Genomic DNA, 14,784 nt, shown 5'->3' on the forward strand with positions numbered 1-14,784 from the left:
AGTAATACTGAATGTTTTAGCACGATGCTTCCCCTGGATATTCAATAGTGGCAATGGAAATAAAAACTAGGAAGGTCATAATCAATCCTCCACGAATCGACCTTTGAGCGCAAACAAGCCTCGTGGTCGCCATTGAATAAATAAAATAATAAATACCAGCACTATAATTTTTCCTATGACCGCACCGGTATACGGTTCTAAAAACTTATTAGCGATACCCAAACTCATTGCGCCAAAGAAAGTGCCTAATAGGTTTCCTACACCGCCAAATACCACCACCATAAAAGAATCGATAATATAACCTTGACCCAAATTCGGCCCAACATTAGTGAACTGGCTTAGCGCTACGCCGGCAATACCTGCAATACCGGAACCCAAACCAAACGTTAGCGCATCAACATAACCGGAATGTATGCCCATGGAATTTGCCATAGGCCTATCCTGCGTTACCGCTCGCATTTGTAAACCTAGCAATGTTTTTTTCAACATCAATGCGAGTACACCTAACACTATCAAGCTAAAAAACAACACATAAATGCGGTTATAGGTAATGGCAACTGCATCATTCATCTGCCAAAAACCACTGATAAAATCAGGGCTCACCACCGCTACATTGTTTGAGCTATACATACGCACTGCTTGCTGTAAGATCAGGCTGATACCAAAAGTGGCGAGCAGCGTATCTAACTGGCGACCATATAAATGCCGAATAACCAAACGTTCAATCAATACCCCGACCAAGCCTGAAACTAAAAAGGCTGCAGGTATCGCGATAAATAATGAGTATTGAATAAAATTGGGGAATATTTGCTGAACCGCAAAGGTGGTATAGGCGCCCAGCATAATCATTTCGCCATGAGCCATGTTAATCACGCCCATAACGCCGAAGGTAATTGCCAGGCCAATCGCGGCCAATAATAAAATAGACCCTAAACTCAAGCCAAAAATAAAATCTTCGATAACTTTATAAAAACGCAACTTGCTTTTTGCGTCCTTTAACTGCTTGACCGCCAACGCCACTATTTCAGGATTGGATTCAAGATATTTGCCACTGTCATCGCGTAAAGTGAGGCGATTCAGTACATTGACTGCCTCTGGTGCTACGCTGCCACCTATTGTTTGCATGGCATTTAATCTTAGCGTTTGATCTTTACTATCAATATCAATCATCGCCAATGCCAGCTGCATGGCTGATTTAACTTTTATATTTTTTTCTGACTTGATTGCACGATAAATTTCTTCACGCAACTCCGGGTCTGGCGTCTTGGTAAGGTTTTGTGCCGATAGCAAACGTAAATCATCGTTTTTAACGGTCAATTCTAATTTTGCGATATTAGCCCGCAATACCCGTCGCAATTTATTATTGATGCGAATTTTAGTAATCGTTTTCTTGTTAGTGATATCTAATACTTCACCGCTTGTTACCAAGGTAATTTTTAAGCGGTCTTCAATCTCGTCAATATAAACCAACTTTTTGTCTTCATCACGATAGTACAGCCGTGCGTCTAACAACGCCTTTAAACTAGGCAATACACGCTCATCATCAATAATGGCCAAGGCATCAATAGCTCTAGCTTTTTCTTTATTAGAGTTTGTTATCAATTCTGCTAGCGCGTCTTCAAAATCACTCGTCAATGCAACAGGAGCAAAGAAAAGACATTGTAAACAGAGAAAAATTAATCCGAGGCGTTTCATTTACTGGCCCAATTTATTAAAAAAAATGGCTTCTTACTTTGCAGTAGAAGCCACTATTATTAGCGCAGGGAGAGAGGTATGGAACCGCCCTCCCGGCAGCCACATAGTTGACTGGTCTACATTCACTTAGAACATGAATTTAGAAATTTTGACCAGAACATTTTTTGGTTTCAGTATTGTAGTTACCACAGTTGATAGCAGGGTTCTGCCAATCAGAGATAACCTTTGCTGACTCAGCCAAATGATCAGTCCACGCATCACCAGCAACTTCCTTGGTTTGCGAAACAATCTCAAATTGACCATCAGCCTGAATTTCGCCAATCAATACTGGCTTGGTAAAGTGATGGTTTGGTAAAACCTTGGCCATACCACCGGTTAAGTTACTCACTTCAATGCCATACATCGCAGGACGTACTTTATCCACTTCAACTGAACCCGCTTTTTCAACGGCTTTAGCCCAGGCTTTAAAACCAATATAAGTGGCTTCCATTGGATCATTCGTTACGCGCTTGTCATCACCAATGAATTTTTCCACTTGGCAATAAATTCATCGTTGGCGTCAGACTCGGCACTCTGGAAGTAATTCCATGCAGCCAAGTGACCAACTAATGGTGCTGTATCAAAACCGGAAAGCTCTTCTTCACCTACCGAGAAAGCAACTACTGGAATGTCTTCCGCAGAAATACCCTGGTTAGCTAGCTCTTTGTAGAACGGTACGTTAGCATCGCCATTAACTGTTGAAACAACCGCAGTCTTTTTTCCCGCTGAACCGAACTTTTTGATTTCAGAAACGCGCGTAGTCCACTCAGAGAAACCAAACGGCGTGTAGTTAACGGAAATATCGGCTTCTGCTACACCTTTGCTGATTAAATACGCTTTTAAGATTTTGTTAGTCGTTTGTGGGTAAACGTAGTCAGTACCTTCCAATACCCAACGCTTAACGCCTTCTTCTTCCATTAAATAATCTACCGCAGGGATTGCCTGCTGGTTTGGCGCTGCACCCGTATAGAAAACATTTTTAGAGGATTCTTCACCCTCATACTGTACGGGATAAAATAACAAACCATTTAGCTTTTCAATAACCGGTAACACTGACTTACGTGATACTGAGGTCCAGCAACCGAAAATTACATCAACATCTTTTTGCTCGATTAGCTCTTTGGTTTTTTCTGCGAATAAAGGCCAATCAGAAGCGGGATCAACAACAACCGCTTCCAGTTTTTTGCCCAACAATCCACCTTTTTTATTTTGCTCTTCCACCATCATCAACACGGTGTCTTTCAAGGTCGTTTCACTGATTGCCATCGTGCCTGACAAAGAGTGCAATACACCGACTTTGATTGTATCTGCTGCTTGTGTAATCGCTGCGCTTAACGCGAGCGCGGCAACACCTAATGCTTTAGCACCGGTTTTCGCCCACTGCTTTTTTATTTCCATGATTGATCTCCAAGGATATTGTTCTTGTTTACGACACAAAGCCTTAGAGCAGAATTAATGCCAATCTTTATTTTTTTTCTGTAATAAGCTAAAAAATCATTATGATTCATAGGCTTACGCCACAGCATATTCCTAAGGCATAAGCTCTGCGTCCATAATGGCGCAAAATTGCGCACAACTTCAGTGCGACAAAAAAAATGCGCCTCATTTATGAACGTTTGGCGAATATTGAATAACGAATAGCACTAAACCTAGCTACCAGGTTGCCCCAGTCAGGCTTACATGCAATGAATAATCAAAAAGAGAGGGCAGCTTTAAAAAAGCCGCACCATATTGGGGATGTGACTTAGACAGCCACAGGGTCAGGGGTCAACATACCTTGATTGATTATGAAATCAATAATATCGGCCAAGCCCTGCTGAGTTTTTAAATTGGAAAAAACGAAGGGTCTGTCGCCACGCATTTTTTTAGCATCGCGATCCATTACCGCTAAATCAGCACCAACCAAGGGCGCTAAATCGATTTTATTAATCACCAATAAATCTGATTTGGTAATGCCGGGACCGCCTTTGCGCGGTATTTTATCCCCCGCAGATACATCGATAACATAAATGGTGAGGTCCGATAATTCAGGGCTAAACGTCGCCGCCAGATTATCACCACCGCTTTCGATCATCACTAATTCCAAACCGGGAAAGCGGTCATTGAGTTCTTCCACCGCGGATAAATTCATCGATGCATCTTCACGAATGGCCGTATGCGGGCAACCTCCAGTCTCAACACCGATAATTCTATCGGCCGGTAACACATCATGGCGTAATAAAAACTCGGCATCTTCGCGGGTATAAATATCATTGGTAATTACAGCAATATTTAAACGGTCCTTAAGTTGCGCGCAGAGCTCTTTGACCAATGCCGTTTTACCGGAGCCGACCGGGCCACCGATACCGAGACGGAGTGCGGGTTTTTGTTGTGCGGTTTTTGTTGGTGTTGGTATTGTTGCTGTCACGATTAACCTCAATCTAGGATCTAAATAAACGGGAATACTGGGTTTCATGTTGCGCTGAGATAATCGCCAATGCCGGCAGACCAGCGCCAATGTCATCATCAGCTAAAGTCATTGCCTGCTGGCAGCACTGCTCTACACTCGTCATTAAGGCGACCAATAATTGCTGCGCCTGGGTCTGCCCCAGCGGCACTAACTTGGTGGCAGCAGCGACTTGATTCTCTAACCAGCTCCAACACAGGCCGTGCATCAAAGAAGTTTGATCGACCTGCCAGTGAACGCCGGCCAGCGCAAACGCGGTAGCAAAACTGGCGGGGTACTGACGTGGCCATGCGGCGGCTTCATCAACCCCTAGTGAGGCTAACAAACGCATCAAGCCGCGACCCATTTGCACATCTTCCAATTCAAACTCGGCTGATTCACGGCTGGCTAATAAATAACTATTCCACTCATTTACTCGCGTCAGGTCTTTAACTTGCCACGCAGAATACAGGCGCGCCAATACTGGCAAATCCAAATGCGCCATGCTGTGACGCATAACCCCTCTATCCATTGCTGTGCCGCTGCTTGATCTGGCAAGTGCCCCAACTCCACGGCATATTCCTGCCCCTGCGAATAAGCGTAGGCACCTACTGGCAAGGCCGGACTGACCAAGTGCATTAAATGTAACAGCGAAGTATTCATCAGTATTTAGTGGGCGTGATCATGAGAATGGTCATGGTTTTTTGTCTGGCCATGATAAGCACCGTTCTCGGGATGAAAGGGGCGCTGACAGCTCTCAACTGTTAGCCCTAAACCCAACACCATGTCATCTAACACATGATCATGTTGATAGCGTATATAATCCGCGCCAATTTGTAAGGGCACATGACGATTACCTAAATGATAGGCCGCACGCATTAATAAATGGGCATCATCACTGCACACTTCTGACACAGTTTCAGCAGCGGCAATGACTTTTACACAGCTACCATCACTGCATTGCAACACATCGTCGTGTTGTAATACCCGGCCGCGCTCTAAAAACCAGCCCAGCGTTTCACCACAAACCGTTTGCGCTTTATGCCGACTTTTTTGCCGCTGTTGATAATCCAGCTCTATCGCTAACGCTGCTGGCCCGGCTGGCTGCTCACTCAGTTCAAAACATTCTTTCATTGGCTAACTTCAAATTAAAAAATCAAAATAGGGAATAGCGTTGCGCCAGCGGCAATACTGTTGCTGGCTCACACACTAACAGCTCACCATTGGCGCGCACTTCATAAGTCTCAGGATCAACTTCCATCTGCGGTTGCCAATTATTCAAGATCATATCGGCCTTGGTGACACTGCGGGTATTTTTACAAGCGACTAATAATTTATCCAAACCCAGTGCATGAGCGACACCGGCCTGAATCGCCGCTTCGCTGACAAAACTCACCGAGGTTGCCGCTACCGCTTTACCAAAAGCGCCAAACATTGGTCGGTAATGGACCGGCTGTGGTGTTGGAATAGACGCATTGGGATCGCCCATCGGCGCGGCAGCAATCATTCCGCCTTTAATAATCATCGCTGGCTTAATGCCAAAAAACATCGGTTTCCACAGCACTAAATCCGCCAGTTTGCCCACTTCAATAGAACCTACTTCATGGGCAATACCATGAGCAATCGCCGGGTTAATGGTATATTTTGCGATGTATCTTTTTGCCCGCAAATTATCCGAGTAATTACTATCGCCTTGCAAGGCACCGCGCTGCACTTTCATTTTATGTGCGGTTTGCCAGGTGCGACAAACCACTTCACCAACGCGACCCATCGCTTGTGAGTCCGAAGCAATCATCGAAAACGCGCCCAGATCATGCAAAATATCTTCAGCAGCTATTGTTTCCCGACGGATACGGGAATCGGCAAAAGCTACATCTTCGGGAATATTAGGATCAAGATGATGACACACCATCAACATATCCAAATGCTCATCCACGGTATTGATCGTATAGGGACGGGTCGGATTTGTTGACGAAGGTAAAACGTTAGACTCACCACAGGCTTTGATAATATCAGGCGCATGACCACCACCGGCCCCTTCCGTGTGATAAGTATGAATGGTGCGACCTTTAAACGCCGCCAATGTATCTTCAACAAAACCGGACTCATTCAAGGTGTCAGTATGAATCGCCACTTGCACATCGTATTTTTCAGCGACTGTTAAACAATTATCGATAGACGCCGGCGTTGTGCCCCAGTCTTCATGTAATTTTAATCCCATTGCCCCGGCAGCGAGCTGCTCTTCTAACGATATTGGTAAGCTGGCATTACCCTTGCCGAGAAAACCCAGGTTCATCGGGAATGCTTCAGCAGCTTGTAACATCTTGCCAATATGCCATGGGCCTGGCGTACACGTCGTCGCATTGGTGCCGGTTGCTGGACCCGTGCCGCCACCTAACATGGTAGTCACACCGCTCATTAACGCTTCTTCGATTTGCTGCGGACAAATAAAATGAATATGGGAATCGATACCGCCGGCGGTGAGGATTTGTCCCTCCCCGCAATCACTTCGGTACAGGGGCCAATAATAATATCGATACCGGATTGAATATCAGGATTACCCGCTTTACCGATAGCTTGAATGCGGCCCGCTTTAATCGCCACATCCGCTTTGACAATGCCCCAGTGATCAAGAATCAAGGCGTTGGTGATCACCGTATCTGGCGTGCCGGTGCTGGCGCGCTGGCTTTGGCCCATGCCATCGCGAATTACTTTACCGCCGCCAAACTTTACCTCTTCACCGTAGTGGGTAAAATCTTTCTCAACCTCTATCCACAACTCGGTATCACCCAAGCGTACGCGGTCACCCACGGTTGGACCATACATATCCGCATAGGCGCGGCGATCAATGGTAGTCATCAGTTACTCCAGCACATACTTATTTCATTTATTTAAATTAATCTAACGCGCCCATAATCTCACCGCGTAAACCATATACTTTGCGCTCACCGGCTAGTGCCACCAATTCCACCTCACGGCCCTGACCCGGCTCAAATCGCACCGCAGTGCCGGCAGCAATATTCAGGCGAAACCCTCTGGCCGCAGCCCGATCAAATTGCAAGGCCGGATTCGTTTCAAAAAAGTGATAATGAGAACCCACCTGAATCGGGCGGTCACCGCTATTGGCAACCGTTAACGTGATAGTTTGACGACCGGGATTGAGTTCAATCTCGCCGGCTCTGACTTCGACTTCACCTGGAATCATTTTATGCTCCTTGTAGCGGCAGCAACGCCATTAAACAATCGGGTTATGCACCGTGACTAATTTAGTACCATCGGGAAAAGTGGCTTCGACCTGTACCTCATGCAGCATTTCAGCGACACCATCCATAACCTCATCGGCACTGAGAATAGTGCGACCATGACTCATCATATCCGCGACCGATCGGCCTTCACGCGCACCTTCCATAATTTCTGCACTGATTAGCGCGACTGCTTCCGGATAATTCAGCTTCAACCCTTTGGCTTTGCGCCGCTCCGCCAACAGTGCGGCGGTAAAAATTAACAGCTTATCTTTATCACGTGGACTCAGTTCCATAATCTTTTAACCTATTACCTGAATGAATGATTACGTATTCCAAATGCGCGGCCGCAACATCGGCCGTATCATTAATGTGGGCCGCAACTGCTGCCATATTCTTTCAAAACCGCGCCGGCACACTTCAGCAGAATTGCCCAAGTAGCGCACCAATAAAATACCATTGCGCTCACTCAATCCCCACTGCTGATTAGTATCGACTGCGGGCAATACTGCCCTAAGCGCTTCGGCGCTAATTGCCACACCCGTATTTATGGTCGCAAACAAAGTGCCGCTTACCGGTTGCTGCGCCATACCCCACGGGGCGTTAAGCATATCACTGCCGCCTCTAAAATTGACGCGGTCAATCAGTAGCGGGCGGCCTTCGCGATAAATTTCGATACGCTGCTTTACCTGCCCGCTATCAAAGCATTCGCCACTGGCGCGACGACCCAGACAAACGATATCCCAACCCAGCAAACGACTATCAGCGGCCAAATCAAAACGGTTGCGCAATTCGCCCCTGGCCCCATTAAATAAAATAGTTTCCTGCGGCAGCCATTCCAACTCAGCTCCCGCTGCCAGCTTCGCAGATACACCCTGGTATTGCGGCGAAGCCTGTGCGGCCACGCGATACAATTTACCCGCCGCAGGCGTCGTCACCAAGGTTTGTGAAGCAGACTGGCAATCCAAACCAATGGTTAAATTATCCCCAGCCACCATGCCACCGGGCGGATGTAATAAATATAAATGACAAACGCCGCCCTCTGGATAAAACGGCCGCTGCACGCGCAACGGGCCGTGATGCACTGAAGATTGCAACACCGTACGCACGCCTTTGTGTTTTAACTGCAGCTGCAAACTCGCTTGCCAGCCATCGGCCTGCTCGGCACAGAACGAAGGGGCTGATGCATTAACAGCTAAGGCAGATGATGAAACGGTCAAAATAAAGACTCTTTATATTTTATTGGCAGCAACAAATTGAAGCTAAGCATAAGTTTTAAGCTGACAAGATAGAAGCAAAAATTACACCAGCGTCTATTAAGCTTCACTGAGGCTAATGATATTACTGCGTACAGCGCAGCCAGCGGCGAATTGACCGCGCTGCACGCAGCGTCGTTGCTACCAGCACAAACCCAAGCACGCACCATCAAAGTGCAGTTTTCAACATCTATCCAAGGATTTGCTGGCCAATACCCCGATAAAAAAATACAATCGCTGACAAATAGTTTGAGATTACTGCAACCATGACTGTGAATGACCGACTCGATAGTTTTATGCAACAAGCTAAGGCGCTGTTCCCCGGCGATAGCTTTTCTGCAGACATCGAAAAAAATTTGCGCGCGTTGGCGCAAAGTGCATTTAGCAAACTGGATATGGTCAGTAAGGAAGAGTTTGATGCGCAAGTAGCGGTACTGCACCGCTCCAGAGAAAAAATTGACCAGTTAGAACAACAGCTTGCTGAATTAAGCGAGCAACTTAAATAGCTAACCCCACAACTAATGTAGTGTTTCAAGGAAGAAACCTTATGTCACTCGCCATTGTTTATAGCCGCGCCAAGGCTGGCGTCGATGCGCCACTGGTCACAGTTGAAGTCCATTTATCCAACGGCCTGCCCTGCCTCAACATTGTAGGGCTGCCGGAAACTGCAGTTAAAGAAAGCAAAGACCGAGTACGCAGTGCCATTATCAACTCGCATTTTGAATTTCCCAGTCGTCGTATCACCATTAATCTAGCGCCGGCAGATTTACCCAAAGAAGGGGGCCGCTTTGATTTACCGATCGCACTGGGCATCCTTGCAGCCTCCGGGCAAATACCGTTGGAAGCCTTGCACAGCCATGAATTTTTAGGCGAGCTGGGCCTAACAGGTGAATTAAGGGCAGTACAAGGCGCGCTTCCCGCGGCGATTAAAAGTGCTGCCGCCAATAGAGCATTGGTCGTTCCACCCAACAACATTAATGAGGCGGCACTGTGTGAACAGGCGACGATTTATGCGGCCAATACGCTATTGCAATTATCCGCCCACCTCCATGGCCGCGAGACATTAACTCCGGCCACCACCAGCGCCGATTTTATCACCGCCGAAGACTACCCCGATTTAAATGAAGTAAAGGGACAAGCCCAAGCCAAGCGCGCATTGGAAATTGCCGCCGCCGGCAATCATAATCTGCTTTTTTCAGGCCCGCCCGGTACCGGTAAAACCATGTTAGCCAGCCGGCTACCCAGCATCCTGCCACCATTGACCCAGCAGGAAATGTTAGCGGTGGCGACAATTGTGTCGATTAGCCCTAATCATGCCAAACAATCTTTTTTTCAACGTCCTTTTCGCAACCCGCACCATACCGCCTCGGCCGTCGCCTTAGTCGGTGGTGGCAGCAACCCAAAACCGGGAGAAATTTCTTTGGCGCATCATGGGGTATTGTTTTTGGACGAGCTGCCGGAATTCCAGCGCAGTGTGCTGGAGGTATTACGTGAACCGATGGAGTCCGGTGAAATTATGATTTCCAGAGCCAGCCAACAAGTGTGTTTTCCCGCTGACTTTTTATTAATAGCCGCCATGAACCCCTGCCCCTGTGGTTACTATGGCGACCTCCACTGCGCCTGCCGCTGTACCCCGGATCAACTGCGCCGCTATCGCGATAAAATATCCGGGCCACTATTAGATAGGATTGATATTCACGTTGCCGTTAATCGCTTACCCGCTAACACCTTTAGTCAGGCGGCACACAATGAAGAAAATTCGACCGACATTCGCCAACGTGTGATACAAGCACGGCAGCGCCAACAGCAACGCAGTCAAAAAACCAATGCGCAACTCAGCAATAAAGATATCGCCCAGCACTGCCAGCTAAACAACAATGATCAGACCTTACTGGAACACGCCGTCACCAAGTTGCATTTGTCGCCCAGGGCGTATCATCGGATTTTACGGGTTGCGCGAACGATTGCAGATCTGGATGGTGCCGAAAAAATTGCTCATGCGCATCTAGCAGAAGCGATTGGCTATCGCGGAGGATAGCTACACATTGAGCAATGGTTGTGACTGAATACTGCGAAACAAGTTAGTAATTTTCGGGAAATCAATGGGCTTGGTATAATAATCGTCAAACCCGGCTTGCAGGGCATGTTCAATGTGATCAGGTAAGGCATCAGCACTTAACGCTACTATTTTTGTATTACTAAATGCTGGATTTTTTCGCATAAGTTTTACTGCTTCTACACCACTCATTGTCGGCATGTTGATATCCAAAATTATCAACGAAGGATTCATGCGTTCAGCCAGTTGCAAGCCCTCAACCATATTGCTACTGCTTTCAAAAATGAGGGACGGATATTTCCTGGCCACTACCTCCAGTAATTTCCGGTTAGCAGCACTGTCTTCAATATATAAAATTGAACCTTCTATATCATTAACTTTCGATATACTTTGTGCCTGTCCCTGATCTGGCATGATTTCATTTTTCAGTAGTATTTTTTCTCGCTGCCCCATAGGCAACGTCACGCTAAAACAACTGCCCTTTGCCTGACCGATAGGTTCAATTTTTATATCACCACGCATCTCTTCCACTAAATACTTACACAGCGACAAACCAATACCGGTACCTTGTATGGCACTTTTTTCCGCATAGGGTAAACGAGTGAAGGGCTGGAATAACTTCTTCGTTTCTTCGGGTAAAATACCAACACCGGTATCGATGACAGAAATTTTTACTTGATCTTTTTCCAGGTGTTCTGCGGTAATCGTTACACGGCCACTTTCACAGTTATATTTAATGCCATTACTCAATAAATTTATCAGCACTTGCTTTAATCGCCGACTATTAGAAAATACACAAAGATCAACATCCTCAACCTGCAAGTCAATACCGTGATCCTCGGCCATCGGTCGCACCATCGCCACACTCTCCCCGACAGCAGTCTTTAAAGAAATATCTGACAAAGGAATTTTTAAACTCTGATTATCGAGACACACAACATCCATGATGTCGATAATCAGTGTCAGCAGATGATCACCCGCGTTAATAATATGATCGAGTAATTGTTGCTGCTCGGTGTCGACTTCCGCAATATCCATCTTTAACAATTCTGAAAAACCCAACACTGCATTTAACGGTGTGCGTAACTCATGGCTCATCCGCGACAGGAATACGGTTTTCGCCTCACTGGCAACTTCTGCCTGTTCTTTTGCTTTATGTAACTCATCATTTGCTTGCTGAATGTTTAAATGTTGAACGCCAGCCTCGCCAATCATGACTGCCAATTGCACAATAAACTCCATATTGCGCTGGACCTCGTCCTCGCTATAAATGGGTACGCGGCGGATCGCGTCCAGATAGCTTGCTTCATCAAAACCAACACTGGCTGCCTGCTGGCGATAAAACTCAAGATCCGGGGGGTCGAAAAAAAATTGGCCGATAAATACATTGGCAATATGGTAACCATCAATCACTACCGGCGTCGCCACATCAACCAGACCATTTTTGCAATAATAAACATTATATTTGCCGCCGCTCTTTAAATCATTGGCCAAAGCGGTATCGCTTTGCAAACAGCGCTTGGAAGTGATCTCATTCTGACGATGAAATTGGGTGCAGGAATCTTTCCAATTAGCGGCAATCAATACCTCACCATCCAGATCCAGCAGCGCAGCGGCTACATCAGTGATATTGGTATAACTATTAAATAGAGGAGTAAGCTTTGCGATGTCGAGTACATCCGAAACACTGAAAGGCATGCCATCGGTGGAAATAAGGTCTTGCGGTTTCTGCATGATTACCTCAGTGCTGACTTTGCGTCCCAGCTACTGAGGATTATTCAGAGAGCAAGGAGGCGGGTTCGCTTCCTTGCTATCATTTTTTATCTCTCTGTTAAGGTTAAGCCTAAGCGTTACCAATATCAAGCTGACAGCTTTATTACCAACACGGGACTTGTCCAATTGTCGCTCCAGCACCTTTTACAAGAAGCATAATTTATACCGGTTATTTTGTAGTCTAAGCACTTCAAACTATATTAACGACTATTCAGAACAAATTACGGCATTAATCCAGGAAACTAACCCTTAATTCACAATTGCGGATACACTAACCGCTCTATTAATGACTCAATACTAAAGCGGTTACAACCGAGCAGCGTAAAAAGGAAAAGGTTATATGTATCACGGAGAAAAGTTTAATAGCATCTCGCATCTGGTCGGCGCAGTGCTGGCTGTGATGGGGTTTGGTGCCTTGCTAACCGTCAGCATTCAACAAAATACGTTTGCCAGCATCGTTAGCTTTACCGTGTTTGGTTTGACCCTAATGCTGATGTATACCGCCTCAACGCTGTACCATAGTTTCCACAGCCCCAATCTGAAACGATTTTTCCAAAAACTGGATCATGTCGCCATCTATTTACTCATTGCCGGCACCTATACCCCCTATATGATGGTCTCGCTCAGCGAAGGCAACGGACCCATGATGCTGGCTATCGTATGGGGCCTGGCGGTAGTCGGTTTGATTCTGGATACGCTCATCACCAAGCGCATAAAAGCCCTGCAAATTGTTATTTACTTACTGATGGGATGGGTCTGTGTGTTTGAGTTCAACCATTTGCAAGAAGCTATTGCGCAACCGGGTATTGCATTATTGGTGATAGGCGGTATTGCTTACACGGTGGGTGTGGTTTTTTATGTGTTGGACCATAAGAAAAAACTTAATCATGCCCATGGGATTTGGCATTTGTTTGTGTTGGTGGGGTCGGCTTGTCATTTTGTTTCTATTATTGTTTATGTCCGGTAGATAGGCCTCATTAATACGTGTGTAAATTTTCTTCCGGAATGTACTCAAATCTCGTAGCATAAATACCTAGGTCATTCCCGCGTAGGCGGGAATCCAGAGCTACAAAGTGAAAATTTCTATTGTAGATTCGGTGTTTAAATTTTTGGTTTAATTACTTGGACAGTTCGCCGGGGGTTACCTAGCAGCAAGTCACTTCTTCTTTATTCGCTACGCTGAGCCTACCCCGTGAAGCGTTTTGGGTACACCCTACGGGTTCGCCGATGCTCAACTTCATTTAGGGGAAGAAAGTCAAAGGCATGAATCACTTTGCGATTCACTAATATCAATTAGGTTAACTTTCATCCGCCCCCAATTCCCAATCTTTGTAGCTAACGCCCTAATTTGCATTCTATTCTATTAAGCTTAGAATACGAATCGGATAATATAATCACAGCATTAACTAAATAAAGGGGGCATTAATCCTGTGTTAATAAGATCAGCGCCCCGCTACTATCTTGCAATTTCGATTCTCCTCTGCTTTTACATTAATGCGGCATTCTCTCAATCCCCCATGATCATTGGCGGCCCTACCAAAGACCCACTTCCCCCTTACGGCTGGATTGATCAATGTACTGGTGAAGAACGTGGCTATATCAACCGCCTGGTATCCAGCGTGTTAGCCGAACTGGAAATTCCTTATCAACGGCTGCCAGCCACTGCGCTCAGCATGAATTACTTTAATCAGCTGATAGAACAACTAAACAACAATGATATTGATGCTGTCTATGCCTTATACCCTATGGCATCACTTGATGGCGTTATATTCAGCAAAGAGCCTGTAACAATTACAACCGACGCCATTATCACCACTATTCACAATGCCGAATCTATAAAAAAAATTGATGATCTTAAAGATAAAAAAGGTTTACTAGTGAGCTACGCCGCTGGCAATGATGTTTATTTTCATCTCGCCCGATATCAACAATTCGATCTGAATCTATCCTCAATTGGTACCGCCAAAAAAGGCTTTGAATTAATACTCGACAATACATTCGACTATATGATTAGCGAGAAAAGTATTTCTATTATTAATCTTAAGGAGCTGAGGCTAAACAAAAAGCTCGCTATCACTCAGCTGCCTGAATTAACTAACGCACTGCACTTTGCTATTTCAAAAAAATCCCAATGGGTAAACGTTATCGATGACATTGACTCCAATCTTCGCAAGAAACGACTTAATGGACACAGCCAGGTCATTTATGAAGAATCCATGAAGGATTGGTTTTCAAATCTTAAATGCACGCCAAGGGCGAGTAACAGTATTGAGTGAAAATACACTAAGCACCAATTTC

The 14,784-nt window shown here is 45.8% G+C and carries 11 protein-coding genes and 3 pseudogenes; 4 read left to right on the top strand and 10 right to left on the bottom strand.

All coding sequences use genetic code 11. From position 1 onward, the window contains the following. Positions 1-81: 81 nt before the first annotated feature. The 9 genes and pseudogenes from urtB to UNITIG_RS11475 all read right to left on the bottom strand — a co-directional run bounded on the left by urtB (position 82) and on the right by UNITIG_RS11475 (position 8,621). Positions 82-1,695 (bottom strand): urea ABC transporter permease subunit UrtB, encoded by a 1,614-nt coding sequence (gene urtB / locus UNITIG_RS11435; protein WP_101758500.1) that lies wholly within the window; start codon positions 1,693-1,695, stop codon positions 82-84. A 139-nt stretch (positions 1,696-1,834) separates the two neighbouring features. Further along, positions 1,835-3,132 (bottom strand): annotated as a pseudogene (gene urtA, locus UNITIG_RS11440) (urea ABC transporter substrate-binding protein). A gap of 346 nt (positions 3,133-3,478) precedes the next feature. Beyond that, the gene (gene ureG / locus UNITIG_RS11445; protein WP_235015360.1) at positions 3,479-4,141 is read right to left on the bottom strand and encodes an urease accessory protein UreG; all 663 of its coding nucleotides are present in this window, start codon (positions 4,139-4,141) and stop codon (positions 3,479-3,481) included. 13 nt (positions 4,142-4,154) lie between these two features. Further along, positions 4,155-4,822 (bottom strand): annotated as a pseudogene (locus UNITIG_RS11450) (urease accessory protein UreF). Positions 4,823-4,828: 6 nt separating this feature from the next. Next, positions 4,829-5,293 carry an urease accessory protein UreE gene (gene ureE, locus UNITIG_RS11455; protein ID WP_101758502.1) on the bottom strand — a complete coding sequence of 155 codons (465 nt, stop codon included), beginning with the start codon at positions 5,291-5,293 and terminating at the stop codon, positions 4,829-4,831. Positions 5,294-5,315: 22 nt separating this feature from the next. Next, positions 5,316-7,018 (bottom strand): annotated as a pseudogene (gene ureC / locus UNITIG_RS11460) (urease subunit alpha). A gap of 37 nt (positions 7,019-7,055) precedes the next feature. Next, positions 7,056-7,364 (bottom strand): urease subunit beta, encoded by a 309-nt coding sequence (locus UNITIG_RS11465; protein ID WP_101758503.1) that lies wholly within the window; start codon positions 7,362-7,364, stop codon positions 7,056-7,058. A 30-nt stretch (positions 7,365-7,394) separates the two neighbouring features. Then, positions 7,395-7,697, bottom strand: coding sequence for an urease subunit gamma (gene ureA / locus UNITIG_RS11470; protein ID WP_101758504.1), 303 nt, complete (start codon positions 7,695-7,697; stop codon positions 7,395-7,397). Positions 7,698-7,727: 30 nt separating this feature from the next. Next, positions 7,728-8,621, bottom strand: a complete 894-nt coding sequence (locus UNITIG_RS11475) for an urease accessory protein UreD (RefSeq protein ID WP_101758505.1) — start codon at positions 8,619-8,621, stop codon at positions 7,728-7,730. Between the two features lie 302 nt (positions 8,622-8,923). Here UNITIG_RS11475 and UNITIG_RS11485 point away from each other — a divergent pair, with 302 nt between their 5' ends. Together UNITIG_RS11485 and UNITIG_RS11490 are read left to right on the top strand one after the other, a co-directional pair. After that, entirely contained in the window at positions 8,924-9,163 is a 240-nt protein-coding gene (locus tag UNITIG_RS11485; protein WP_101758507.1) for an accessory factor UbiK family protein, read from the top strand. 41 nt (positions 9,164-9,204) lie between these two features. Beyond that, positions 9,205-10,695, top strand: coding sequence for a YifB family Mg chelatase-like AAA ATPase (locus UNITIG_RS11490; protein WP_101758508.1), 1,491 nt, complete (start codon positions 9,205-9,207; stop codon positions 10,693-10,695). Here UNITIG_RS11490 and UNITIG_RS11495 read toward each other — a convergent pair whose 3' ends face one another. Next, positions 10,696-12,447, bottom strand: a complete 1,752-nt coding sequence (locus UNITIG_RS11495; RefSeq protein WP_101758509.1) for a PocR ligand-binding domain-containing protein — start codon at positions 12,445-12,447, stop codon at positions 10,696-10,698. Between the two features lie 379 nt (positions 12,448-12,826). On the opposite strand from UNITIG_RS11495, the gene UNITIG_RS11500 reads away from it, so the two are divergent. Then, a complete protein-coding gene (locus UNITIG_RS11500; RefSeq protein ID WP_101758510.1) occupies positions 12,827-13,453 on the top strand; it encodes a hemolysin III family protein in 627 nt (208 codons plus the stop codon). 463 nt (positions 13,454-13,916) lie between these two features. Beyond that, positions 13,917-14,762 (top strand): transporter substrate-binding domain-containing protein, encoded by an 846-nt coding sequence (locus UNITIG_RS11505; protein ID WP_145999160.1) that lies wholly within the window; start codon positions 13,917-13,919, stop codon positions 14,760-14,762. Positions 14,763-14,784: the final 22 nt, after the last annotated feature.

This window comes from Oceanicoccus sp. KOV_DT_Chl, from assembly GCF_900120175.1.
GTDB lineage: Bacteria > Pseudomonadota > Gammaproteobacteria > Pseudomonadales > Dasaniaceae > Oceanicoccus.

Excerpts from the sequence above, each read along its gene's own strand:
- UNITIG_RS11500 (WP_101758510.1), top strand. The coding sequence starts at position 12,827 with ATGTATCACGGAGAAAAGTTTAATAGCATCTCGCATCTGGTCGGCGCA.
- ureE (WP_101758502.1), bottom strand. The coding sequence starts at position 5,293 with ATGAAAGAATGTTTTGAACTGAGTGAGCAGCCAGCCGGGCCAGCAGCG.
- UNITIG_RS11495 (WP_101758509.1), bottom strand. The coding sequence starts at position 12,447 with ATGCAGAAACCGCAAGACCTTATTTCCACCGATGGCATGCCTTTCAGT.
- UNITIG_RS11465 (WP_101758503.1), bottom strand. The coding sequence starts at position 7,364 with ATGATTCCAGGTGAAGTCGAAGTCAGAGCCGGCGAGATTGAACTCAAT.
- UNITIG_RS11490 (WP_101758508.1), top strand. The coding sequence starts at position 9,205 with ATGTCACTCGCCATTGTTTATAGCCGCGCCAAGGCTGGCGTCGATGCG.
- ureA (WP_101758504.1), bottom strand. The coding sequence starts at position 7,697 with ATGGAACTGAGTCCACGTGATAAAGATAAGCTGTTAATTTTTACCGCC.
- urtB (WP_101758500.1), bottom strand. The coding sequence starts at position 1,695 with ATGAAACGCCTCGGATTAATTTTTCTCTGTTTACAATGTCTTTTCTTT.
- UNITIG_RS11485 (WP_101758507.1), top strand. The coding sequence starts at position 8,924 with ATGACTGTGAATGACCGACTCGATAGTTTTATGCAACAAGCTAAGGCG.